This is a genomic window from Dolichospermum sp. LEGE 00246 (assembly GCF_015207865.1).
Lineage (GTDB): Bacteria > Cyanobacteriota > Cyanobacteriia > Cyanobacteriales > Nostocaceae > Dolichospermum > Dolichospermum heterosporum.
Genome location: NZ_JADEWA010000024.1, coordinates 1 through 25,187, shown reverse-complemented (window position 1 = coordinate 25,187; position 25,187 = coordinate 1). Strand labels below are relative to the sequence as shown.

The 25,187-nt window shown below is 37.5% G+C and carries 21 protein-coding genes, 1 tRNA gene and 1 pseudogene; 21 read left to right on the top strand and 2 right to left on the bottom strand.

Going from position 1 to position 25,187, the window contains the following annotated elements; genetic code table 11:
• Positions 1–224 precede the first annotated feature (224 nt).
• On the top strand, positions 225–443 hold the full coding sequence (locus IQ228_RS03170; RefSeq protein WP_193962140.1) for a hypothetical protein: 219 nt from the start codon (positions 225–227) through the stop codon (positions 441–443).
• A 37-nt stretch (positions 444–480) separates the two neighbouring features.
• Positions 481–2,133 (top strand): GUN4 domain-containing protein, encoded by a 1,653-nt coding sequence (locus IQ228_RS03165; protein WP_228043660.1) that lies wholly within the window; start codon positions 481–483, stop codon positions 2,131–2,133.
• A 268-nt stretch (positions 2,134–2,401) separates the two neighbouring features.
• Here IQ228_RS03165 and IQ228_RS03160 read toward each other — a convergent pair.
• Positions 2,402–2,629, bottom strand: a pseudogene (locus tag IQ228_RS03160) (RtcB family protein); the annotation flags it as partial.
• A gap of 120 nt (positions 2,630–2,749) precedes the next feature.
• Between IQ228_RS03160 and IQ228_RS03155 the strand changes: the two are divergent.
• From IQ228_RS03155 to IQ228_RS03120, 8 genes are all read left to right on the top strand, one after another.
• Positions 2,750–3,478: an HAD family phosphatase gene (locus IQ228_RS03155; RefSeq protein WP_027402994.1), complete on the top strand. Its 729-nt coding sequence runs from the start codon at positions 2,750–2,752 to the stop codon at positions 3,476–3,478.
• A 41-nt stretch (positions 3,479–3,519) separates the two neighbouring features.
• A tRNA-Ala gene (locus IQ228_RS03150) sits at positions 3,520–3,592 on the top strand.
• 210 nt (positions 3,593–3,802) lie between these two features.
• Positions 3,803–4,840: an N-6 DNA methylase gene (locus IQ228_RS03145; protein ID WP_228043659.1), complete on the top strand. Its 1,038-nt coding sequence runs from the start codon at positions 3,803–3,805 to the stop codon at positions 4,838–4,840.
• A 107-nt stretch (positions 4,841–4,947) separates the two neighbouring features.
• The gene (locus IQ228_RS03140; protein ID WP_027403004.1) at positions 4,948–5,190 is read left to right on the top strand and encodes a hypothetical protein; all 243 of its coding nucleotides are present in this window, start codon (positions 4,948–4,950) and stop codon (positions 5,188–5,190) included.
• Positions 5,187–5,588: a type II toxin-antitoxin system VapC family toxin gene (locus tag IQ228_RS03135; protein WP_027403005.1), complete on the top strand. Its 402-nt coding sequence runs from the start codon at positions 5,187–5,189 to the stop codon at positions 5,586–5,588. Before IQ228_RS03140 ends, IQ228_RS03135 begins: the two co-directional genes overlap by 4 nt.
• 388 nt (positions 5,589–5,976) lie before the next feature.
• A complete protein-coding gene (locus IQ228_RS03130) occupies positions 5,977–7,518 on the top strand; it encodes a restriction endonuclease subunit S (protein WP_193962139.1) in 1,542 nt (513 codons plus the stop codon).
• An 856-nt stretch (positions 7,519–8,374) separates the two neighbouring features.
• The gene (locus IQ228_RS03125) at positions 8,375–9,313 is read left to right on the top strand and encodes an AAA family ATPase (protein ID WP_193962138.1); all 939 of its coding nucleotides are present in this window, start codon (positions 8,375–8,377) and stop codon (positions 9,311–9,313) included.
• Between the two features lie 182 nt (positions 9,314–9,495).
• Positions 9,496–9,759: a hypothetical protein gene (locus tag IQ228_RS03120; RefSeq protein WP_027403006.1), complete on the top strand. Its 264-nt coding sequence runs from the start codon at positions 9,496–9,498 to the stop codon at positions 9,757–9,759.
• Positions 9,760–10,206: 447 nt separating this feature from the next.
• Here IQ228_RS03120 and IQ228_RS03115 read toward each other — a convergent pair whose 3' ends face one another.
• Entirely contained in the window at positions 10,207–11,589 is a 1,383-nt protein-coding gene (locus IQ228_RS03115) for a response regulator (protein ID WP_193962137.1), read from the bottom strand.
• Between the two features lie 544 nt (positions 11,590–12,133).
• On the opposite strand from IQ228_RS03115, the gene IQ228_RS03110 reads away from it, so the two are divergent.
• The 11 genes from IQ228_RS03110 to IQ228_RS03060 all read left to right on the top strand — a co-directional run bounded on the left by IQ228_RS03110 (position 12,134) and on the right by IQ228_RS03060 (position 25,007).
• The gene (locus IQ228_RS03110; RefSeq protein ID WP_027403008.1) at positions 12,134–12,808 is read left to right on the top strand and encodes a VWA domain-containing protein; all 675 of its coding nucleotides are present in this window, start codon (positions 12,134–12,136) and stop codon (positions 12,806–12,808) included.
• A gap of 52 nt (positions 12,809–12,860) precedes the next feature.
• Positions 12,861–13,643 carry a PP2C family serine/threonine-protein phosphatase gene (locus tag IQ228_RS03105; RefSeq protein WP_053540931.1) on the top strand — a complete coding sequence of 261 codons (783 nt, stop codon included), beginning with the start codon at positions 12,861–12,863 and terminating at the stop codon, positions 13,641–13,643.
• A 102-nt stretch (positions 13,644–13,745) separates the two neighbouring features.
• Positions 13,746–15,941 (top strand): tetratricopeptide repeat protein, encoded by a 2,196-nt coding sequence (locus IQ228_RS03100; protein ID WP_027403010.1) that lies wholly within the window; start codon positions 13,746–13,748, stop codon positions 15,939–15,941.
• Positions 15,942–16,450: 509 nt separating this feature from the next.
• Complete coding sequence (gene rfbF, locus IQ228_RS03095; RefSeq protein ID WP_027403011.1) at positions 16,451–17,224, top strand: glucose-1-phosphate cytidylyltransferase; 774 nt, start codon at positions 16,451–16,453, stop codon at positions 17,222–17,224.
• Between the two features lie 64 nt (positions 17,225–17,288).
• The gene (lhgO, locus tag IQ228_RS03090) at positions 17,289–18,500 is read left to right on the top strand and encodes an L-2-hydroxyglutarate oxidase (RefSeq protein ID WP_027403012.1); all 1,212 of its coding nucleotides are present in this window, start codon (positions 17,289–17,291) and stop codon (positions 18,498–18,500) included.
• 121 nt (positions 18,501–18,621) lie between these two features.
• Entirely contained in the window at positions 18,622–19,659 is a 1,038-nt protein-coding gene (locus IQ228_RS03085; RefSeq protein WP_027403013.1) for an NAD(P)-dependent oxidoreductase, read from the top strand.
• Between the two features lie 215 nt (positions 19,660–19,874).
• Positions 19,875–20,843 carry a glycosyltransferase family 2 protein gene (locus tag IQ228_RS03080; protein WP_193962136.1) on the top strand — a complete coding sequence of 323 codons (969 nt, stop codon included), beginning with the start codon at positions 19,875–19,877 and terminating at the stop codon, positions 20,841–20,843.
• Positions 20,844–20,882: 39 nt separating this feature from the next.
• On the top strand, positions 20,883–21,896 hold the full coding sequence (locus IQ228_RS03075) for a glycosyltransferase (RefSeq protein WP_027403015.1): 1,014 nt from the start codon (positions 20,883–20,885) through the stop codon (positions 21,894–21,896).
• Between the two features lie 145 nt (positions 21,897–22,041).
• Positions 22,042–22,866, top strand: coding sequence for a phytanoyl-CoA dioxygenase (locus IQ228_RS03070; RefSeq protein WP_193962135.1), 825 nt, complete (start codon positions 22,042–22,044; stop codon positions 22,864–22,866).
• Between the two features lie 279 nt (positions 22,867–23,145).
• On the top strand, positions 23,146–23,691 hold the full coding sequence (rfbC, locus tag IQ228_RS03065; protein ID WP_015078007.1) for a dTDP-4-dehydrorhamnose 3,5-epimerase: 546 nt from the start codon (positions 23,146–23,148) through the stop codon (positions 23,689–23,691).
• A 2-nt stretch (positions 23,692–23,693) separates the two neighbouring features.
• Entirely contained in the window at positions 23,694–25,007 is a 1,314-nt protein-coding gene (locus IQ228_RS03060) for an NAD(P)H-dependent oxidoreductase (protein WP_027403017.1), read from the top strand.
• Positions 25,008–25,187: the final 180 nt, after the last annotated feature.

The window sequence follows — 25,187 nt, the reverse complement described above, 5'->3', positions numbered from 1 at the left end:
TAATTTATGGCAATCTATAATTTACCTGTTTTGTTCTGTTCTGTTTTTCTCCTCTATTTTCTGACTTTTTTCCTAGACTTTAAATTTTTCCTTAACGATCGCTTGACAATCAAGACAGTCGCTACAAATCAAGGCTATGGGTTTTACGTTAAGTTGAATTTGAGGATGCGTCCATTTTGGGTATAATTACAAGTAAACGTAATTTTACAAAGTTGTGGAATATCGTGATTACAAAAAATAAACAAGTCCCAGCACAGAAATCCGTAATCAAGAGCAAACAGACTGTAGTATTCCCAAGTATTTTGCAGAAAACGCTGCTGGAAGAACTGCGTTGCGGTTATGGAAGTTGTTCCTATAGTGGCTGTTATTGTCAAAAATATGAAGGTAATGCCAGCACTTGTCAAAATTCAGGTTGTGGACACAGCTATGATCAACACTGGTAATACTTGACTCTTGATCACCACACAGGTTACAAATTTTATGCCTATCATCAGAGATTATTGTGCCGGCATGGATGTGGCTATGGGCTACAATCCCCTCACAGGTGAGATATACGATACCTATGTGGATTATGGAGACTTAGTTCCCGCGGGTGGGCAGACTGGACAAACAGCCGATTTGTTATTCAAACGAGTCACATCTAGTGCTGAACTGAGTAGCGTCTTAGGAATTGATTTTGAGGCAAATCTGAACGCTTCCTGGTTTCAGGGAAGTGGTTCTGTGAAAGCTAAAGCTGTGAGTGATTTTAGCCAAAAATCTACCGAATATTCTACCTTTTCCGTGCTGTATGTCAAAGTCCGCGACATTGAGAAAAACCTGAAAATTGTTGATTTGAGTCCCAGAATAATTAAGTTTATCAATCAAAATGGAATAGATGAATTTTATCGGCGGGCGGGTTATGAATATATCTCTGGAATAATTACAGGTGGTGAATTCGTCAGTACCATTGAGATTATTTCTAGTGATAGGGAAACTAAGGAAAAAATGGATGCGGAACTGAGCGCCCAAATTTCCTATAGCAATGTTGTTTCTATTGATGCTAAGGCTGAAATAAAGTCTAGATTTGCCAACCTAGCAAAATATAGCAATGTGCGAATTGAAGCTCGTTGTTATCGCACAGGTGGTGCTGGGTCACTGGTGACAACTCCCGCAGATGCTCTAGAATATGCAGTCAATTTTCCAGATTCGGTGCGAAAATCGGCGAGTATTTTGCAGGTACTTTGCAAACCTTATCACGATTTGCTATCTTTTCCTACGGCAATGCAAGCGATCGATATGATGACTTTGCAAAAGAAAACACCGGTATTGCAAGGTCTTTGGGAGCGCTCACAGCGGATTTCTAAACAAATTGCTGATGTGGAATATATTCTTCTAAATCCACAGCAATTTGCTCAGGTAAATGAGGCTGTTTTGAGAACAGGAAAAGCCCAGTTAGAACATCAGTTAGAAGAAGTTAATGATCAAGCAATCCAGTTTGCTAAAAACTCCATAAAATCAGGTAATGTTGTTGATTTTCCCCCCATTCCTTTAGCTTTACCAATGCGCGGGGTAGAACTCAAGTCAGCCGTAGGACAGGATTATACTAAATTACAAGATTTACTCTTTGCAAAAAACTGGAGAGAAGCAAACGAGGAAACAAGAAGGGTCATGTTAGCGGTTGCGAAGCGAGAAGAAGAAAATTATTTAGATCATAAAAGTATTGATAATTTTCCCTGTGAAGACCTTCGTACAATTGACCAGTTGTGGGTAAAATACAGTGATGGTAAATTTGGTTTTTCTGTTCAGAAACGCATTTATCAAAGTCTCAGTGAAACGATAAGATATGACTCATTCTTCGTCCCCATTCTCCCCAGTCTTTTCACAAACTCAGACATCCAGAACAAGTTTGGGGATAAGGTAGGATGGAGAAAAGGAGCGAAGTGGTTGTACTACAAAGATATGACTTTTGATAAGAAAGCGTCAGAAGGCCACCTCCCGTCACATCCAATATGGCACAACAGACGAAACGAAGAAGTCGAAGGTCCACGAATGCAGGAAGGGGAAGAGTACGGAGAAGGTTTATTCTATGAAGTGTTGAATAGTAGGATTTTTCAATTTTCTCTCTTTCCGAGACTTATAAACTGTAACATTTAAAGGTTACAGAAAAATATTAAGAATTATAAACAGGTAATTTTCCACGAAGTCTTGCGGGTTCTGGGTTTCCAATACCTAGCATTCCGTTTTCCGGCTTTTCAGAAAAAAACCTGTAGTACAATACAGGCTTAATCACATACTAAACACAAAAGTCCACATCCTGTACATCCTTAAATGCTGGATATCCTGATTCAGACAAATAAAAATCTGTACAATACAGGCTGAATCCTGTACATCCTTAAATCCTGGATATCCTGATTCAGACAATTTAACCTTTAACACAAAGAACTTGTTTCAAAGTGGCCACAATTTCCACCAAATCAGCTTGATTTGCCATTACCTGTTCAATGGGTTTATAAGCAGCAGGAATTTCATCTAAAACTCCCGTATCTTTACGACATTCTACACCTTTGGTTTGCTCGATTAAATCATCAAGAGTATAGACATTTTTAGCTTTACTTCTTGACATTAAGCGCCCTGCACCGTGGGAACAAGATCCCCGACTTCTTCAAGAAGTCGGGGATCTGACTCTTCTATATCTCCAAAAATGGGTTAATCTTAAATGTATTCCGGTAATTTACTCTGATAATCTAGAGGATTGTTTCCAGTTTGCACTATGAGTTTAAAGGCAGTTTTATTTGATTTTAATGGTGTCATTATTAAAGATGGATCAATTCATATCCAATTGATAGATGAGATTCTTGTACAGGAAAATCTTCAACCTCAACGGGTAAAAGAACGTGAAGACTTTTTAGGGATAGGCTCTCGCGCGTATCTGCAAAATCTGTTAAAAAGTCGTGGTAGGGTGGTGACGGAAGCTTATATGATGCAGTTACTTACCCGCAAAGCTCAAGCTTATGTGCTGGAATTGGAGAAGCTGGAAGAATTGCCTTTGTATTCGGGAATTGAAGATGTGATTTTTCAGATTCGTTCCCGTCATCTCAAAATGGCGTTAGTTAGTGATGCTTTATCCTCGGAAATAGAATTTGTATTAACATCTGCTAAATTAGCTGAATACTTTTCTGTGATTGTGTCGGGGGATGATATCAGCAGCAATAAACCTAACCCAGAAGGCTATTTGCTGGCGGTTTATCGCTTAAATCAGGCATATCCAGAATTAAACTTACAACCTGATGAATGTTTAGTGATTGAAAATACTCCCGCAGGTATTCAAGCTGCTAAATGCGCCCAAATGCAAGTGGTGGGAGTAGCAAATACTTATCCCTTTCAGATGCTACACCGTCAAGCTAATTGGACGATTGATTATCTGATTGATTTGGATTTGCAGCAGGTACAGGAAGTTTTTTTGGAAAAAGATGTGAAATCTGTCCTTCCTGAGTGTTAAGATATATAGTGTGCTAAAGTTTTTGACTTAAGCACGACTAAGGGGAATTAGCTCAGTTGGTAGAGTGCTGCGATCGCACCGCAGAGGTCAGGGGTTCGAGTCTCCTATTCTCCATTTGTATACTAAACACGGGTGAGATTTAAACTTTTGCCAAATGACAAAGAACCCAGATGTGTAGTAGGGGTAAAGCAAAAGCTGATATGTGTCAACTTAAGCTCAAATCCCTACCACATCTCGTTCCTAGTCTCTGACTAGGAATGCAGTTGGCTCTGCCTCTAATATCATTGAAGGCAGAGCCTTCTAGAATTCAGTCAGAGGCTGGGAATGTATTTCACCCCTAGACCATTGATTGATTGCATGGTGGCTTTGATTAAACCCCAACCAGGGGAATTAATTCAAGATCCGGCTGCGGGTACGGGTGGGTTTTTAATTGCCGGCGATCGCTATATTCGGCAAAATCATGATGTGTTTGAATGGTCAGACTCCCAGCAATCTTTTCATCAGTATCAGGCGTTTTATGGGATGGAGTTGGTGCAGGATGCTCACCGCTTGCTGTTGATGAATATGATGTTACACGGCATCGAAGGGGCTGTTGATTTAGGTGACACTCTGGGTGATGCTGGAAAGCGTTTAGCAAAGGCTGATATCATTCTCACAAACCCTCCCTTTGGCACTAAAAAAGGCGGTGGACTGCCTTCGAGAGATGATTTTACTTTTTCTACCTCAAACAAGCAATTGGGCTTTTTACAGCACATTTACAGGTCACTCAAACCAGGAGGAAGGGCGGCGGTGGTATTACCTGATAATGTCCTTTTTGAAGATGGACAGGGTAAATCTATCCGCGCTGATTTGATGAATAAATGCAATTTACACACGATTTTAAGGCTACCAACTGGCATTTTTTATGCCCAAGGTGTGAAAACCAATGTCTTATTTTTCCAACGGGGAACAACGGAGAAAGGTAATACTAAAAATGTCTGGTTTTATGATATGCGGACTAATATGCCGAGTTTTGGTAAACGTTATCCTTTAACCCGTGAGCATTTCACTGAGTTTGAGCAGTGTTATGGTGATGATGCTAATGGTAATAGTCCCCGTGTAGATTTGGGTGAAGAGGGTAGATTTCGTTGTTTTAGTCGAGAATATATTGAAAAAAGAAATGAAAATTTAGATATTTCTTGGCTACGGGATGAAAGTTTACAATCTGGGGATAATTTACCTGAACCGGAGATAATTGCGGCAGAAATTATGGAAAAGTTGCGAATTGCAACTAAGGAAATGGCTGCTTTAATAATATTACTAGAAGGGGAAGAAGCAGCAGAGGCTGTTAGTGCTTCGGTGGGTTTGTCAGATAATTTGTAATTATTTTGTCAGAATCAGGATGTCCAGGATTTTAGGATTTATAGGATGGAGAATAAATAGGGTATAATTAAGAAAATGTGTTTTATTCAGTTAAGGGAGCAAATTAAATGACTATGACACAGGCTATTTTAGAGAAAGTACAGAATTTAACACCTCAACAACAAGAGCAGGTTTTAAATTTTATTGAGTCTTTAAATTTGTTATCACAAAAACAGGATACACCTCAAAAATCACCGGAGGAATTAGGCTGGCCTGCTGGTTTTTTTGAAGAGGTGATTGGTGGTTGGGTAGGAGAACCTTTAGAAAGACCTGATCAGGGTGAATATGAAATTAGAGAGGTTTTATTTTGACCTATTTACTTGATTCTAATGTTTGTATTCGGTTAATAAATAATACTAATTCTGCTGTTACCAGTCGTTTAGCATCTCAAAAACCACAGAATATTTTGATTTCTACTATCACTCAGCTAGAATTATATTATGGTGCTTACCGCAGTATTCAGAAAGAACAAAATTTAGAAATATTAGAACGTTTTTTTAGTACGTTTACTATTATAAATTTTACTCCTGAAGCTGCTAAAATCACTGGCAGAATTAGAGCAGAATTAGCTGCTGTTGGTACTCCTATCGGTCCCTATGATTTACAAATTGCGGCTATTGCTATGGCTAATAATTTGATTTTAGTTACTCATAATGTTAAGGAGTTTAGCCGGGTAAATGGTTTAAATTTTGAAGATTGGGAAGTTTAATTTTAATTGTCACAAATCAGGATATCCAGGATTTAAGGATTTACAGGATAGAATTATAGAAAAATATCCTTATATAAAAATAGTCGGTTGAAACCGACTTTAGCTTTTAGACAGGGAATTTATTCCCTGGATAAATGGATAAAACTATATTTTGTCTGATAGCGAAGCGTGGCGTTAGCCATATCAGGATTTTAGGATTTACAGGATTAATTTATTAGTTTCTATGCTGATGGGTTATATTAATTAAGTTATTGAACGCAGATGAACGCGGATGAACACAGATAATTTTTATTTCTCGGATTTTTAGATTTTTAATTTTAATGGTTTAATGATATAATTATGCCTCACGCAGAGGCGCAGAGACGCAAAGGGTAAGAGATAGTTTATTATGAGTGATGAGTTATTAGAATTGCCTGAAGGTTGGAAATGGATAACTCTAGAAGAAATTGCTAGTCATGTCAGTGGTAATGCTTTCAAAAGTACAAATTTTACTACTCACGGAATACAAGTTATTCGACTTGGAAATATATACAAGGGTGAACTCAATCTAAGTCGTGATCCTATATTTCTCCCTGAAGAGTTCTTGTCAAGCAATTTTGTCTTAAAACCAGGTCATATTATAATTTCTCAAACAGGTACTAGATTTAAGCGTGATTACGGGCATTTTGTAATCATTCCCAATAATGCTTCAAACTTACTCCTAAATCAACGCTTGTTAGCAATCTCTTGTCATCCTTCAGTAAATCCTAAATATATTGTTTTAAGCAGCAAATTAAAAGTTTATCAAGATCACTTTTTTTCACATGAGACAGGTGGTGTTAATCAAGGAAATGTTGGTGTTGCTGGCGTAATGAAAGGTCCAGTACCACTAGCACCACTCAACGAACAAAAACGGATTGTTGCTAAAATTGAGGAATTGAGCGATCGCTCACAAACAGCCCAGAAAGCCCTAGAAACCATACCGCAGTTGTGCGATCGCTTTCGTCAATCCGTCCTCGCAGCAGCCTTTAGAGGCGATTTAACAGCCGATTGGCGCGAAAAAAATCCAGACGTTGAACCTATCTCAAGCCTTTTACAAACAATTGAAGAATTTAGTAAAAATAAAACTCAAGCTGAAAAGAAGCGAGTTGAAAGAATTAAAAAAGAAGAATGGTTTTTTAGCTTAAAAGATGATTTACCACAGAGTTGGACGGAAGTAAATTTTATGGATATTGCTTGGTTAATCACCTGTGGAGTTGCTAAAAAACCAAACTATATAGAGAAAGGTATTCCATTTCTCTCCGCTCAAAATTCTAAACCTTTCAAAGCAAACCTTAATGATATCCGATTTATATCTCAAGAGGATTTCAAGAAATTTACAGTAGGAGGTAAGCCTGAGAAAGACGATATACTTTATTCAAGAGTTGGTGCAAAATTTGGTGAAGCGGCAAAAGTAACTTTTGATTTTGACTTTGCTATATATGTTAGTCTAACTTTAATTAAACCTATTCATTTTTTAATTAATTCAGATTTTTTAGTGGCTTTTCTCAACTCGCCGTATGGAATTGTTCAAGCTCATGGTGGAATAATGGGAAGTGGAATTCAAAATTTAAACGTTGAGAATGTGAGGCATTATCGTATTCCTTTACCACCTATTGCAGAACAGAAAGAAATTATTCGTATAATCCAATCTTTCTTCAAAGCTATTGACAATATAGAAAAACAACACCAACAAGCCACAGAAAAATTAGAAAAACTGAATCAATCAATATTATCAAAAGCCTTCCGGGGTGAACTCGTCCCCCAAGATCCTGAAGATGAACCAGCATCAGTATTACTAGAAAGAATTAGAGCAGAAAGAGAGAAATTAAACAACAGCAAACCAAAAAGCACCAGCAAAAGAAAAAGCAAAACACCCAAACAACAGGCAACAATACCAGGACTAGAATAGGATGATGATCACAACTCCTCTAACCAAGTTTGAACCACCCCTAATCAATTATCCTGTACCGAGGGAAAGCACCCATCAAGGATTTTGGAGAAAAGGACAAGGGATACAAACCGAAATTATTGATTTGGGAGAGGGTATGATAAGTAGTGAGACAGAATTAATTACACAATGTCATTGCGTAAGCGTTGCGTGGCGTTAGCCATATGGAACGAACTGAAATGAAGCAATCACAACCATTGCGATTGCTTCCCTTCGCTCGCAATGACTGTAAATATTTTTGTCCAATTAATTACACAATGTCATTGCATTAGCGCAGCGTGGCGTTAGCCATATGGAACGAAGTGAAATGAAGCAATCACAACCCTGGCGATTGCTTCCCTTCGCTCGCAATGACTGTAAATATTTTTGTCCAATTACTTACACAATATCATTGCGTAAGCGTTGCGTGGCGTTAGCCATATGGAACGAAGTGAAATGAAGCAATCACAACCCTGGCGATTGCTTCCCTTCGCTCGCAATGACTGTAAATATTTTTGTCCAATTACTTATTATGCGTTTATGCGTTGCTTGTTATCATTAATTGGGGATTTTATTTTTTGGAAGCCCCTTAAACTGGTTTTGACAGATTAATTGTCCTTAAGTTTTAGCTCCAGGTAATACACATAACCAATGTTGTGTGTATTTAATTTGGTAAGCGACATCAGGGATCTACACCCCACCCCTACAATTAGATTTTCCTTATCACTCCATTCAGTAATTGATAATTAAAAAATATATATCATTAGCATTAGAATTAAATTCTTTTATATTTCCCTATTCAAAGCTATCATCAAAAGCACTACCAGAGGTGATAGTCATGAGTGAACAGCTTTTAGAAACAGAGACAGTTATTGCCATCAACGACGACAGAGAGATTGATTTAGAAGGTGCTTTTCAGGAATCTCATATTCAAGAGATTCTTGATAAATTAGATCAAGAATTAGTCGGATTAAAGTCCGTCAAAAACAAAATCAAAGAAATGGCAGCGTTATTACTAGTTGATCGTATTCGCAAAAGCTTAGGATTGGATGCAGGTGCGCCTAGTCTACACATGACATTTTTAGGCAATCCAGGCATGGGTAAAACCACAGTAGCCATGCGAATGGCAGAAATTCTCTATCGTTTAGAATATATACGTAGAGAAACCGTCATGTTAGTAACCAGAGATGATTTAGTAGGTCAAGGTATTGGTCAAACAGCACCGAAAACCAGAGAAGTTTTAAATAATGCTATGGGTGGTGTCTTATTAGTAGATGAAGCCTATACATTATATCGTCCAGATCATCCTGGCGATTTTGGCTTAGAAGCCATTGAAATCCTCATGCAAGTTATGGAAAATCAACGAGATGATATAGTAGTCATTCTCGCTGGTTATAAAACGCAAATGGAGCATTTTTTCCATAGTAACCCCGGCATGAATTCCCGCATTGGCTTACACATCGAATTTAATGATTATAGCGTTGACAATTTGATGATTATTGCCCAATCTATAGTCAAAGCACAAAACTATTGTTTTAGCCCAGATGCCGAAAAAGCCTTTCGGGAATATTTAATTAAACGTAAAACAATGGCTCATTTTGCTAATGCCCGCAGTGTCAGAAATGCTATAGATAGAGCAAGATTACGTCAAGCAAATCGTTTATTAAGTAGTGGGAAAAAATTAAATAAACAGGATTTAATTACCATTGAAGCAGTAGATATTTTAGCCAGTCGAGTATTTAGAGAAGGTGTTCCTGATTGTGAAACCGAAAGTTAGATAATTGGTGATTGGTAATTGTAAAATAATCCAAAATCTACCGCCGCCCTGTTTAGAGTATAAAATCAAACAGGGTGGATTTTTATTGTCCCCTTGGCAATATAGTAAATTTGTACTACTATATCAAAATAGTCTTCAAACCTGGAAAGACTTATGGAATAGGGATTTTAAGGACTACACCTATGATGAAGCATTATATTCTCAATCTTAACCCCACCGCCAAGCATGAATGGGATCGTTGTATTATCCGTGATCCTTTAACGGCAAAACGTCCAGATATAGCTAAATTAATTTCTGAAGCCGTAGGTGCAGATACAGGTAGTTATTTAGTCAGTGTAAATATTGAAGTAACGGTATTGCAAGAAGCTCCATCACCATCACCCGAACAGCTTTCCCTACCGTTTCCAGAAATCTCTGTACCCACCCCATTAAGAGAAGCAGCATAGAAATTGCAACTTATCCGCTTCAACTAATTTCATAGTAGGTTGGGTTGACACAAGGAAACCCAACAGCATACAAACTTGTAGCTAAGTCAAAAAACCAAAACAACCCAAGTAAATTATATCCATAATAATAGCACAAAAAGTCAAGGGTATTTATCAATCCTGTAAAAACGTATTTCCGTTAACTTATTGACAAGATTATCAATAAAGTTGAGAATACAGACTATCTATTCTCAATAAACATCAACTTTACCAAATTTACGAAAATGTCTATTTAAAAAACTTATAAGAAAATAGGCTAAAAACCTCTTTTCTCCCCCTGCTTGCCTTCACCCATCATTTTCGGGTTGACAGACTAGTAGGTTGGATTGACGCAAAAACACCCAACACTTTCAAAACTCCACTGCTAATTGCTGACTGGGCGCAAGCCCTGCGCCCCTACGTTCCGAGTTATGCCAAGTGCATAAAGATCATTTTCAGCAACTCAGCGCGAGTGAAAGGCTTGGTTAAGTATCCAGACGCACCGACAAATCTCGCTTTTACTTTATCTATAATTCCCTTATTGCTAGTTACAAAAATAATGGGAATAGTTTTAAACAGGGAATTATTGCGGATAATTTTACACAGTTCATAACCGTCAATTCCTGCCATATTTAAATCCAGTAAAATTAGATCCGGCTTATGTCTAATAATTGACATTACTGCCTTCACAGGTTCATTAATAGTCACCAAAGTAAAATTCTCATCTTCCAAATAACGACTGATTTCTTTGAGAATTGTAGGACTATCATCTACAGAAATAATTTTGTAAGTCTTTTGGGTGATTTTCGTATTGATTTTTACTTTTTGTGAATCAACTTCTATGTTACTATTAACAGCTTCAGGTGAAAAATCCTCTGGAGGTAAATCAGCAACATCTGGTACTAGCTGTTGAACCGCCAGATGATTCTGCGAAATGATTGGAGTTTCTGAAGAAGCATCTTGACTGGGTGCTACATCCGCAACAAATAATTTACCCCTCATTAACTCTGTGCTATCTTCAGAAAATAGTAATGAACTTCCACAAGTTTTTGGTAACTTATCAAATGGTGGATCTGGTTCATGTAATGCTATCGAACCCTTAACAATATAGGGGTATAAACTTAAAGCTAGTTGCAACTCATCCTGATTCATAATAATCGCTAGATGACGCAAGCTAAAACCCTTCATCCAATTGGTGATATTTTCTTTGAGTGGTGGTAATCTTTTATCCTGAAACTTGCTACTAACTAACAAATACGGACGCTGATAGGGAGAAGATATGTATCTACCAAGATAGCGCCAATTTTGTAACTGATTTTGGCAGTTTTCAATGATATCATTAATATCTAATTTACAAATTTTGGTAAAATTTTCTAGTGGTTCTGTTAGTTCAAAATCACCTGTTTTAATGAGGAGAAATGATTCAATTACCTCTTTAACTAATTCTTGAATCAGTAATGTTGCGTGATCAAGAAGGAGATGTTGTTCATTAACCAGCCAATTAATCGCTTCATATTCGGGAATTTGGTGAGGTAAATGATGATTATCTTCAGGTTCAAATATCAAGCGCATTTTTACCCGCACTTCATTATCAACTAAAGGAATTTGTGGATGGAGACGACGCATTTGTCGTTCTAATCTATCAAAGGGTTCTACTGAATGAGTCGCATAGATAATTTTTCCTTGTTCTATATATATCAACCAAGATACAGAGTTACTATGTGCTTGCAAACGGGTAGTTTCATAACAATTGCTTAATTGTCTTAATAAACCTTGGGGTGATAATTTGGTAAATGTGCCAGTATTCTTCATGTTTTTACAATTTTTTGGGCGGATACATCAACATAGTATGGGAAAAGATTAAATATCAGGCTGCAATATGATATCATCTGGAAATATGGTTATGATCACAAGTTGTTAAATTATGAATATCAATGAAAAACATCTTTTAAGCATTATCCTCCTCCGTTGAATGTGACAATTTTTATAGTTTTTTATGTTGATTTTTTATCATTGGTCTGGATAAAAATCTCTGTTTTGTCATATTTTGTCGCTATTTCATCTTGATTAACTATATAGTGATGCTATTGAGTATGCTGAGACTTTTTTGGTAATTTAAATTCATCAATTTTCAGCCGGATCTGCTTACTTTTCCTGGATTTAACAGTAATGAATTAATTTACCCAAGGACAGACTTAAATCCCACATAAAATCTTTAAAAATTTATGGAGGTAAATGTATATATTGATTATTACAGCAGATTGTAACTCAACAAATTGGAGAATCTGCACCAGAAACTATATACTTTGAGTAAAAGGAAAATAAGACTTTGGACTATAACATAACACAGAAAGTTATGATTGATACATTCAATCTTGACGAAGTTGTAGAATTTGCAGAAAACCCCGAACCCCGTTGTCCATGCGTGTTATTGCTAGATACTTCTGGTTCGATGCAAGGAGAACGAATCGAAGCCTTAAATCAAGGTTTGTTGAGTTTAAAGGATGAACTGGTTAAAAATTCCTTAGCATCCAGAAGGGTAGAAGTGGCAATTATTACATTTGATAGTAATGTTAATCTTGTCCAGGACTTTGTAACTGCTGATCAATTTAACCCGCCGATTCTCACAGCCCAGGGGTTAACAATTATGGGTTCGGCTATTCATAAAGCCTTGGATATTATTCAAGAGCGCAAATCCCAATATCGCACGAATGGTATTGCTTATTATCGTCCTTGGGTGTTTATGATTACTGATGGTGAACCCCAGGGTGAACTAGATCATGTTGTTGAACAAGCTGCCCAAAGACTGCAAGGGGATGAGTCTAATAAGCGGGTGGCGTTTTTTACGGTGGGTGTAGAGAATGCGAATATGAGCCGATTAAGTCAAATCGCTGTACGAAGTCCGCTGAAATTAAAGGGATTAAATTTCATTGAGATGTTTGTTTGGCTGTCTGCGAGTATGTCAGCGGTGTCTCATTCTCAGGTAGATGAACAGGTAGCACTACCACCAATTGGGTGGGGATCTGTTTAATGAAAATTGCAGCTTGTTGTTTAAACTGAACTAGCTGTGGAAAACAAATTATATGAATACATCAAAACAGATTTCTCAATGGCGGGTAGTGGCTGCTTCTGTATGTGGGACTAGTCATTCAAAAAACCAGCAACTTTGTCAGGATGCTCACCATTGGCAGCTATTGGCTAATAATGTGTTGGTGATAGCAGCGGCCGATGGTGCGGGTTCTGCTAAACTAGGAAAGGTGGGATCAATGATTGCGGTGGAAACGGCAATAGATCATCTTTCTCGCCAAGAGATAACGAGTGATTCTCTGGCTAATGATGGTGTTTTGCGTTATTTGCTCAGTGACGCTATGTTAGTAGCCCGCAAAGCTATAGAAATTGAGGCGGATGTTTGTAATCATCAACCTCATGATTTAGCAACTACCTTGATTCTGATGATTGCTACACCAGAAATTGTGGCTGTAGGGCAGGTTGGGGATGGTTTGGCTGTGGCTAAAAATAGTATGGGTAATCTGATAGCATTAACCATTCCTAGCAATGGCGAATATATCAATCAAACAACTTTTCTCACGTCTCCTGGCGCTTTGGAGACAGCACAATTTGAAATATGTCGGGAAGAGATTGTTAATGTGGGTGTTCTGACTGATGGGTTACAAATGTTAGCTTTGAATATGATTGTTGGTGAACCTCACAAACCTTTCTTTTTTCCTTTATTTCAGTTTGTAGCGAATGCTGAAGATAAAATATTAGCAAAAGAACATTTAATGCGGTTTTTAAGTTCTGATAAGATTACTCAGCGGACTGATGATGATTTAACTTTAATTTTGGCTGCATTTATTAACTCATAATTTATAGTCATTAGGGATTAAAGACAGTATGGTATTAGCCATACTCTTGAGTGTCTGAACTTTTGACGGATTCTAATCACCTCATATAACCTTTATTCTGCCATGCAGGTACTACGTCATCTTCCTAACCCGGAAATTCTCAACCTCTCTGTCAGTGTGGGACATGGTGGTGAAGCTTGTATCTATGCAGTTCCATCGGATGAGAATTTGGTAGCGAAAGTATATCATAAACCGACTGTCTCTTATGCCCAAAAACTGCGGGCGATGCTTGCTAATCCTCCTGTAAATCCAATGGATAATTTAGGGCATATTTCTATTGCTTGGCCACAGGAATTATTGCAAGCTGCGGATGGTAGTGGTAAGGTCGTTGGCTTTGTGATGCCCAGGATTCGGGGAATGCGGCCAATTATGGATTTTTATAATCCAGGGATTCGCCGACAACATTGCCCTTTGTTTAATTATCAATATTTGTTGCGAACTGCCCGGAATCTGGCTGCGACTTTTTCGGCTTTGCACGCCAGCCGATACTGTGTTGGTGATGTGAATGAGTCGAATATTTTGGTGAGTGATACGGCTTTGGTGACGTTGGTGGATACGGACTCGTTTCAAGTGACCGAACCGTTGCAGAATATTGTTTATCGTTGTTCTGTGGGTAAGCCTGAATATACGCCTCCAGAATTACAGAATAAAACTTTTGCGGACTATGATCGAGAAATTCATCATGATTTGTTTGGGTTGGCTGTGCTGATTTTTCAGTTGTTAATGGAAGGAACTCACCCATTTTCTGGGATATTTCAAGGGGCGGTAGATCCTCCAACCTACCAAGGGAGGATTCTTTCTGGACATTTTACCTATAGTCAAAAGAAACAAGTTCCCTATCTACCAACGCCTATTTCTCCTAGCTGGGATCTACTTCATCCTAGTTTGCGGGATTTATTTGTGCGTTGTTTTGAGGATGGTCATGATCAACCTTTGTTACGCCCTAATGCTCAAACTTGGTTGTCGGCTTTAACGGCGGTGGAGGAGAGTCTGATGATTTGTCAGGTGAATCTTCAGCATCTTTATCATAATCATTTGGATAAGTGTCCTTGGTGTGAGCGGACTAAAAGATTGGGTGGGAGAGATCCATTTCCGTCATTGCTGGCGATCGCTTCTAAACAACATCTACAACCACGCGCCCAACCTAAGTCTAAACGTCGCTATATTCCTACTCCCCGTATCACTCAGCCATTAACACCAAATTCTCCGGTATATCATTGGCAACCTATAGCTAATCAGCAATTTTATCATCCTCCTGCTGGTAAAAAATTAAATCGCAAGGTATATGGTGTGATTTGTGGGGTGATGGGATTGGGTCTTTTGGGCTATTTGGATGTAATGATTAAATTTACCCGTCCTTTTGTTTCCCAAAATCCCTACACTCAACAAAGTTTGATGTCTCGTACATCTAATCAAACTGCTGATTTGCCAAGTCTTTCTTTTGCGGATTACTACCAGCGCGGTGATACTGCTTATCATCAAAAAGATTATGAAGAAGCAGTTGCCAACTTCACCGAAGCTACTAAAAAGAATCCCCAATCTGCCAAAGGGTATATAAATTTGGGTAATGCCCAATATAATTTAAATAATTATGAGGCGGCATTAGCTAATTATAACCAAGCTTTGAAGTTGAATCCTCAAGAGGTTAAAGCCTATATAAATCGCGGTAATGCTTACTATATGCTGGCTGACTATAGTAGTGATCCTGATAAGGAATACAAACAAGCGATCGCTGATTTTAATGCGGCCATCAATATAGATAAAACTGATGCGGAAGCTTATGTCAGACGGGGTATTGTCAGATTTGAAATTACTAAATACATCAATAATTCTTTTCCAGAATACCAAAGGTCAATTGCTGATTTTACTGAAGCCATTAAACTCAATTCAGCTAAAATAGATGCTTACTTTCAACGGGGTTTGGTTCGTTATCAAATAGCGCAATATAGCACCAATTATGCCACAGAATATAAACAGGCGATCGCTGATTTTACTGAAGCATTAAAACTTAATCCCCGATTGGCTAAAGGTTATCTAAAACGTGGGATGGCTCACTATGAATTAGCACAATATAGAGAAGGTATAGCTGACAAAAATCATGTTCAAGCAGTTGCGGATTTAGAAACAGCCGCTAAAGTTTCTTTGGAGCAAAATGATATGGATAATTATCAACAGTCTTTGAGTAGTATTTGTATCGTTGTTCCTAATAAATGTGGTAGTTTATTATCTAACACAATTCTCACTAGACAAAGTAATTGATTTAGTAGGAGTCAGGAGTCAGAATAAGAAAGAATGAAGAATAAAGAATGAAGGAATTAAAATCATCTAAAGTGTGAATAATCTGTAAAAAATAATAGTTAAAATTTACTCCTGACTTCATTAAGAAATTGGGGGTTTTTGTTTTTGTGATTAAAATTACTATAGCGGAATGTAGCTTGAATAAGGCACAAAATTCACGAAAAAAGACAAACACAAAAAGACTTTTACTTCTTCTTCTTATTCTTCTTTTTCTTTTCCTTCTTCCTTATTCCTTCTTCTTCTCTCTTATTCTGACTCCTGACTCCTGACTCCTACTATAAATATTTTACAGATAAAATATCTTAATTTACTTATTCTTTATGATTTTCTAGAAAATAACAGTTAAATTATGTTTATCTACCTAATAAAGAGAAAGAAAAAATTATTTAATTTCTTTACCATCATTGTGCATTCTCTTCATTTCCATTAGTTGAAATTATCGTCCACCTGCAAATCTTTGAGGTAACTACATGAAAGCAGTAATTTTAGCAGGAGGTCTGGGTACAAGGTTAAGTGAAGAAACCAGTATCAGACCCAAACCAATGGTTGAAGTTGGTGGTAAGCCAATTCTTTGGCACATAATGAAAACTTACTCTGCTCATGGTATTAATGATTTCATCATTTGTTGCGGTTACAAAGGTTATGTCATTAAAGAATACTTTGCCAACTATTTTTTACATATGTCAGATGTGACATTTGATATGCGATTTAATCAAATGAATGTCCATTCTGGATATGCTGAACCCTGGCGCGTCACCTTGGTAAATACAGGTGATAATACAATGACAGGGGGACGTTTAAAGCAAGTTCGTGAACATATTGGGAATGAAACCTTTTGCTTTACCTATGGTGATGGTGTAAGTAATATTAATATTACAGAATTAATTAAATTCCATCGAGAGCAAAAGACATTAGCAACACTCAGCGCAGTGCAACCAGCAGGAAGATTTGGAGCAATTTCTCTAGGACAGGAACAAACTAAAATAACTAGTTTTAAAGAAAAACCTGAAGGTGATGGTGCTTGGATTAATGGGGGTTATTTTGTTCTCGAACCCCAAGTAATTGATTTTATTGCTGATACCTCAACTGTGTGGGAGAAAGAACCATTAGAAAAGTTAGCTGATTTAGAAGAGTTAGCGGCTTACAAACATGATGGTTTTTGGCAACCAATGGACACATTAAGAGATAAAAACTATCTAGAGGAGCTATGGAAAAGTGGTAAAGCTCCTTGGCAAGTTTGGTAATAGCAATTTTGATTTTGGATTTGAGATTTGAGATTTTAAATATTGGATTGGGGAAAGATTACTAATGTACGATTTTGCAATTATTGGTGGAGGAATAGTTGGACTTTCCACTGCAATGGCTTTAGGAGAGCGTTATCCTCATGCTAAAGTATTAGTGTTGGAAAAAGAGAGCGAATGGGCATTTCATCAAACTGGTAATAATAGCGGTGTCATTCATTCCGGTATTTACTATAAACCGGGAAGCTTTAAGGCTCAATTTTCCCGTGATGGTAGCCGTTCAATGGTAGAATTTTGCCAGAAATATGATATTGATCATGAAGTTTGTGGTAAAGTAATTGTTGCCAGTAATCAACAAGAATTACCTCGCTTAGAGAATCTCTACACACGCGGGTTAGAAAACGGTATTCCTGTTAAAAGAATTAGCCCAGAAGAAGTTAAAGAAATTGAACCTCATGTTAGTTGCGTTGGTGGAGTTCAGGTATTCAGCACAGGAATTGTCAATTACAAACAGGTTTGTTTAAAATATGCGGAATTAATTCGCAATCAAGGGGGAGATTTACGTCTCAACACCCAAGTTTTAAAAATTGTCCGCAGTGGTAGAAATCAGGTATTAGAAACTAATAATGGCAGTTTTGAAACTCGATTTGTGATCAATTGTGCCGGATTGCATAGCGATCGCATTGCCAAATTAGGTAAAGCTAATCCTGAAGCTAAAATCGTTCCCTTTCGGGGTGAATATTACGAACTTACCCCCGAAAAACGCTATTTGGTGAAAACTCTCATTTATCCAGTTCCTAACCCAGATTTCCCCTTTCTTGGCGTGCATTTCACCCGGATGATTGATAACACTGTCCACGCAGGACCAAATGCAGTTCTCAGTCTCAAACGTGAAGGTTACAAAAAAACCGACTTTGACTTCAGAGATTTTGCCGAAGTTATCACCTATCCTGGCTTTTGGAAACTAGCAGCAAAACACGCCGACGAAGGAATTCAAGAAATCATTCGTTCCTTTAGTAAAGCAGCCTTTGTCAAAAGTTTGCAAAAACTCATCCCCGAAATTCAAGCCGCAGATGTAATTCCCACCCATGCAGGAGTTCGCGCTCAAGCATTAATGAATAATGGTTCTCTGGTAGATGACTTTTTAATCATTGCAGGTGAGAATTCCATTCATGTTTGCAATGCACCTTCACCCGCTGCAACTTCTTCCTTAGAAATTGGTAAAGCTATAGTTAAGCAAATACCAGAACCTACTCATTTACACAGTTTAGTAGCGTAACCGAATCATCTCTTATCTGTGTTCATCTGCGTTTATCTGCGTTTAATTATTCTGGCAATCTTCTTTTCTAGCGACTCTTCAAGAAACAAGTTAATTTCCCACATCAAAAGTTTTAACAATCATGAAAGTTTTAGTAACTGGCACAGAAGGTTATCTTGGTTCTTTATTGCCTTCTTTATTAATGCAAAAAGGACATGAAGTTATTGGTGTTGATACTGGTTTTTATAAAGTTGGTTGGCTATATAATGGAACTAACGTCACAGCTAAAACCCTAAATAAAGATATTCGTGATATCAATCCCGAAGATTTAGAAGGTGTGGAAGCTATTGTTCACATGGCGGAATTATCTAATGATCCTACTGGACAATTATCTCCTACCATTACTTATGATATTAATCATTTAGGTTCAGTTCGTCTAGCTAATTTGGCAAAATCAGTAGGTGTCCGCCGTTTTGTTTATATGTCCTCCTGTAGTGTTTATGGTGTGGCTAGTGAAGGTGATATTACAGAATCATCACCAGTTAATCCCCAAACAGCTTACGCTGAATGTAAAACATTAGTAGAAAGAGATGTTCAACCATTAGCTGATGATGACTTTTCTCCTACTTTCATGCGGAATGCTACTGCTTTTGGTGCTTCCCCCAGAATGCGTTTTGATATTGTTTTAAACAACTTGGCGGGGTTAGCTTGGACTACAAAAGAAATTAAAATGACCAGTGATGGTACACCTTGGCGGCCATTAGTTCACGCTTTAGATATTTGTAAAGCCATTGTTTGTGCCTTGGAAGCACCCAGAGATATTATTCACAATCAAATCTTTAATGTTGGGGATACAGCAAATAATTATCGAGTTAAAGAAATAGCGGAAATCGTTGCTGATGTTTTCCCCGGTTGTCAATTATCTTTTGGAACTAATGGTTCAGATAATCGCAGCTATCGAGTATCTTTTGAAAAGATTAACACAATTCTACCTGGATTTAAGTGTGATTGGAATGCTCAACTTGGTGCTGGACAACTATTTAGTTTGTTCAAGCAAATTGATATGAATGAAGATACTTTCTTGTCTAGAGGATTCACCCGCTTAAAACAATTAGAATATCTAATTCGCACAGAACAAATTGACAAAGATTTCTTCTGGAACAAGCAGGAAAACTATTAATTTATTCGGAAAATATTGTAGGTTGGGTTGAGCGACAGCAAAACCCAACATGATTAATAATTTTGTTGGGTTTACTTCCGTCAACCCAACCTACATTTCTACATTTCCTTAACCAAACATTATTGCATCAAGGTGGATTAAATTGAATTTTCTTAATTCAAGATATTCGATTGAAAAGCCTCTTTTAAATTTATACCAAGTTACATTACCAGATAATGCAAAAGTTACTAACCATTGCTATTCCTACATACAATCGTGCTGCATTGCTAGATAAACAACTGGCTTGGTTAGCAACAGCAATCAAAGGGTGGGAATCAGAATGTGAAATTATTATTTCTGATAATTGCTCAACAGATAATACACCGGGAGTTGTGAAAAAATGGCAAACTGCTTTTAGTAATACTGTATTTATAGCGAATAGAAATCGTGAAAATATAGGGTTAATGCCAAACATTGCTTTTTGTCTTCAAGCTGCTGGTAGTAAATATGTTTGGACTGTGGGTGATGACGATCCAATTCAGGAAAGAACTCTGGCTCATGTCGTAACTACAATTAAAAGAAATCCCACTTTATCACTGATGTTTCTCAACTGTTGTGGACGAGACAAAAATACAAATAAAGTTTTGGTAGAACACTGGTTTCCTAGTGATAGTGATGAAATCATTGTTGATAGTAAACCTGTATTTCAAAGGTATTTACAGGGCAGTTTTGGGGGCGTATTATTCATGACAGCTACCATTTATAATACCGAACTTGTGCAACAAGCTTTGCAAAACTGGACTACTTCATGTAAAAATTTAGCATCCCAAGCATATTGGACTGGATTTTGTGCGGCTTATGGAAATATCATTGTTACTCAAGATAATTATTTGGAATGTACAATGCACGCTAGTTCCCTAGAAGAAAATCCTCGATGGTCATTAATGATGCGATATGTCTACATCCCGGAGATTTATCTGAAATTATTAAGTTTAGGATATTCTGCTAAATTTTGTCAACGAATGATTCTAGAAAATATTTTCAACCTGAGTGATTGGAAAATATTATTGGGTGCTTTAAGAAGATGGCCAGTTCTAGCCACCAATATTATAATTACCTACTTGCAATTAGTAGGCAGATTCATCTATCAACTGAATTTTAATCAGAAAAAATCAGCAATAGATATCTCACGAATAAGTAATTAAAAAAAAGATAAAATCCTTCTCTATTAACCATCAAAAATTATGAGCAAACTACTAACTATTGCTATTCCTACTTACAATCGAGCCGAGTTACTAGATAAACAATTAACTTGGTTATCCCAAGCTATTCAAGGATTTGAATCAGAGTGTGAAATTTTAGTTTCTGATAACTGTTCTACAGATCATACTCAATCTATTATTAGCAAATGGCAAAATATTCTCACAAACATCACATTTAAATCCAATAAAAATCCTGAAAACATCGGCGTAATGCGAAATATTTTTCATTGCCTAAGTTCTGCCACAACCAAGTATGTTTGGACAATTGGTGATGATGATCCAATTCAGGAAAGAGCAGTTGCCTATGTGATGGATAAAATTAAAAATATTGATGATTTATCATTATTGTTTCTGAATTTTTCTGGTCGAAATAAAATTACTGGTGAAGCAGTACATCCACCAAAAATAGTTGGTAATCGCTGGTTTGATGCCGATACTGAAGATGGTGAAGGTGATGGTAAAGCAATATTTGAACATTGTTTTACTAAAAGTGTAGGAGCAGTAATTTTTCTAACTGCTACAGTATATCGTGCTGATTTAATTAAACGCGCTCTCCAAATTTGGCCAACTGCTAGTAATAATTGGATATCTTTAGCATATTTAGCCGGTTATTGTGCTGCTAATGGCAGAGTAATTGTGACTAAAGATATCTATTTAGAATGTATTATTGGTATTAGTTATTGGCAAAAAGAACCGAAATCTGCACTTTTAATGCAATACCAACATATACCTGAAGTTATTTTAAAACTTGAGCAAGTTGGTTATTCTAAAGCATATTGTTGTCGGATGCTTTTACAAAACTACCATGAAGTAGACCTGAAAGTTTTTTTAGGAGCGATGAGAAGATGGCCTGTATCGGCTATTAAGACAGTAGTTCCTTTTTTAGGTTTAGCTAGTGTGGCAGCATTGGAATTAATACCAATGAGAGAATTTAAAGTAGCAGAAACAGAAATGGACAGAACAACGACTTCAGAAGTCAGAAACTATAAGGGATAAATCAGCAATTGTTTGGACAAAATAAGTTTTGATTGGTAGGGATTCGGATTGTGCTTAACACCGTTATAGAAAAAATCTCAGTCTTAAAAGATGAGTTAGCTTATCAAGTGAAACTTTAGGTTTAAATAGGAAGGGAATTCCTGTCATGCTGAACAAAATTTCAACTATAAGTTCTGAGTTTAATTATCGAGTATCACTTTGGCATCATGGTAAAAATTTACCTGCTATTAGTGCAAAAGATCAATTGATTGTTGATACCCTAAAAACATCAGGTGTTTATATCACATCTTTGGAAAATTTAGGTTTTTCATCTACGGCTACAATGTTAGCTACTGCTAATAGTTGTACTGATAGGATGGTAAATCCTAGAGATATTCATGCAGGATACAAGTTACCACAAATTTATACAGTCACAGATTTACCGGAATTTTTTAATTGGGGAATGGAATCCCGACTACAAAATATCATTGAGCATTATATAGGTTTACCTATCGCTTTTCATGGTGTTCATGTACGAAAAGACTTTCCTAATGAAAAACAATTGGAAACTTTACTATGGCATAAAGATTCTGAAGATAGACGCATGATTAAAGTCATTATCTATCTCAATGATGTGACTGAAGAACATGGACCATTTGAATATATTACCCTACCTGCTAATGCTTTAGAGCAAGTTAAAAATTATCAAGTTGATTATGAATTATGGCGTGTTAATTTTTTGGGAATTAACGATGATAAAATGATGAAAGTCATTCCTAAATCAGCTTGGAAATCATGTCCTGGTAAAGCTGGAACTGTGATTTTTGCAGATGTGAGAAATATTTTACATCATGGGACTGTGAGAACCCAAGAACGATCAACTATATTTTTCACATACACGGCTAAATCTCCTAAACGACCTGAACTTTGTACACAATATCATGATGATACCTTTCCCAAAATAAATCCCCAATTAGGATTAAAGGTATAAACCTAAAATGCAGAAATTCAGGAGTCAGAATAAGTAGTGAGACAGAATTAATTACACAATGTCATTGCGTTAGCGTTGCGTGGCGTTAGCCATATGGAACGAATTGAAATGAAGCAATCGCAAGGGTTGTGATTGCTTCCCTTCGCTCGCAATGACTGTAAATATTTTTGTCCAATTACTTAATTGGTATCAACCATGATCATGCCAGGTTTATTTCCTGAATTTTGCTATCTAAAATCAAAGCCACTCTATTATCTTCAAAAAACTTCCTGAATAACCATGATTTTTACCTCTACTAAACTCGCTGGTGCTTTCATTATTGACTTAGAAGAAAAGCCTGATTCTCGTGGTTTTTTTGCTCGGACTTTTTGCGCTGATGAATTTATCGCTCATGGGTTAAAACCAACAGTTGCCCAATGTAACCTTTCTTTTAATCATAAAAAAGGCACATTACGAGGAATGCACTATCAAACTCTCCCCGCAGCGGAAACAAAATTAATTCGCTGTACTCAAGGAGCTATTTATGATGTGATTGTGGATATGCGTCCTGAATCTCCCACTTATCTAGCGCATATTGGTGTAGAACTGAGTGCAGAAAATCGCCGCGCTCTTTATGTTCCAGAAATGTTTGCTCATGGTTATCAAGCTTTAACAGATGGTGCAGAAGTTGTATATCAAGTGGGTGAATTTTACACTCCTGGATATGAACGGGGTTTGCGTTATGATGATCCAATTTTAGAAATTTCCTGGCCACTGAGTGCAACAGAAATGTCTGATAAAGATCGCAATTGGCCTTTACTAGAATCTATTTTGATAGGAGTTTAATCATGATTATTGTTGATAAAGCTTTACAAGCACGAGCGGCTTTAGGTAAACCAGTTAAAGTTGCCATGATTGGTGCTGGTTTTATGGGTCGAGGAATTGCTAATCAAATTATCAATTCTGTGCCAGGAATGGAGTTGGTGGCTATTTCTAATCGTCACATTGATAACGCTAAACGAGCTTATTTAGAAGCAGGAATTGAAAATATCAAAATTGTTGCTAATTTAGCTGATTTAGAAGAAGCGATCGCTCAAAATGAATATGCAATCACCGAAGATGCCATGCTCCTGTGCGAAGCTGATGGCATAGATGCAATCATTGAAGTCACCGGGACAATTGAATACGCGGCTCATTTGGTGATGTGTGCGATCGCTCATCACAAGCATATCATCCTCATGAATGCCGAACTAGATGGCACAATTGGACCGATACTCAAAGTCCATGCAGACCGCGCTGGAGTCATCCTGAGTGCCTGTGACGGCGACCAACCAGGGGTAGAAATGAACCTGTACCGCTTTGTCAAAAGCATCGGGTTAAAACCCCTCCTCTGCGGCAACATCAAAGGCTTACAAGACCCCTACCGCAACCCCACCACCCAAGCCGGTTTTGCTCAACGCTGGGGTCAAAATCCGGCTATGGTGACAAGCTTTGCCGATGGTACAAAAATCTCCTTTGAGCAAGCCATAGTCGCCAACGGCACAGGCATGAAAGTAGCCAAGCGGGGGATGTTGGGATATGACTACACAGGTCATGTTGATGAAATGACCAAAATGTACGACATTGACCAACTGCAAGAACTAGGCGGTATCGTTGATTACGTAGTTGGTACTAAACCCGGTCCAGGAGTATTCGTATTTGCCACCCACGAAGACCCCAAACAACGTCATTACCTCAACCTATATAAACTCGGTGAAGGACCTCTCTACAGCTTCTACACCCCCTATCACCTATGCCATTTTGAAGTTCCCCTCTCCGTAGCCCGCGCTGTCCTCTTCCATGATGCTGTGCTGGCACCAATAGCGGGTCCCGTTGTTGATGTCGTCACCACTGCCAAAATTGATCTCACAGCCGGAGAAACCCTTGATGGTATTGGTTATTACATGACCTATGGACAATGTGAAAATTCCCCCATTGTGCAACAACAAAACCTACTGCCAATGGGTCTAGCGGAAGGATGTCGCTTAAAGCGCGATATTCCTAAAGATCAAGTCCTCACTTATGATGACGTGGAACTACCAGAAGGTAGACTTTGTGATCAATTACGCGCCGAACAAACAGTTTACTTTGCTCCTGTGAAAACTTTAGCACTAACAAAATAGTTTTCTTTCTTCGCATCAAGATAATTCAGAGGTTTCCTGATATTTTCATTTAACCTCTGAATTCACATATATACAATAAATGACAGAGATTATTTTGATAATCTTGCGAGGTTTCCCATGATTCAACTCCTTATTAAACAACATAAAATAATTGATACAAAACAACTGATACAACCTAGT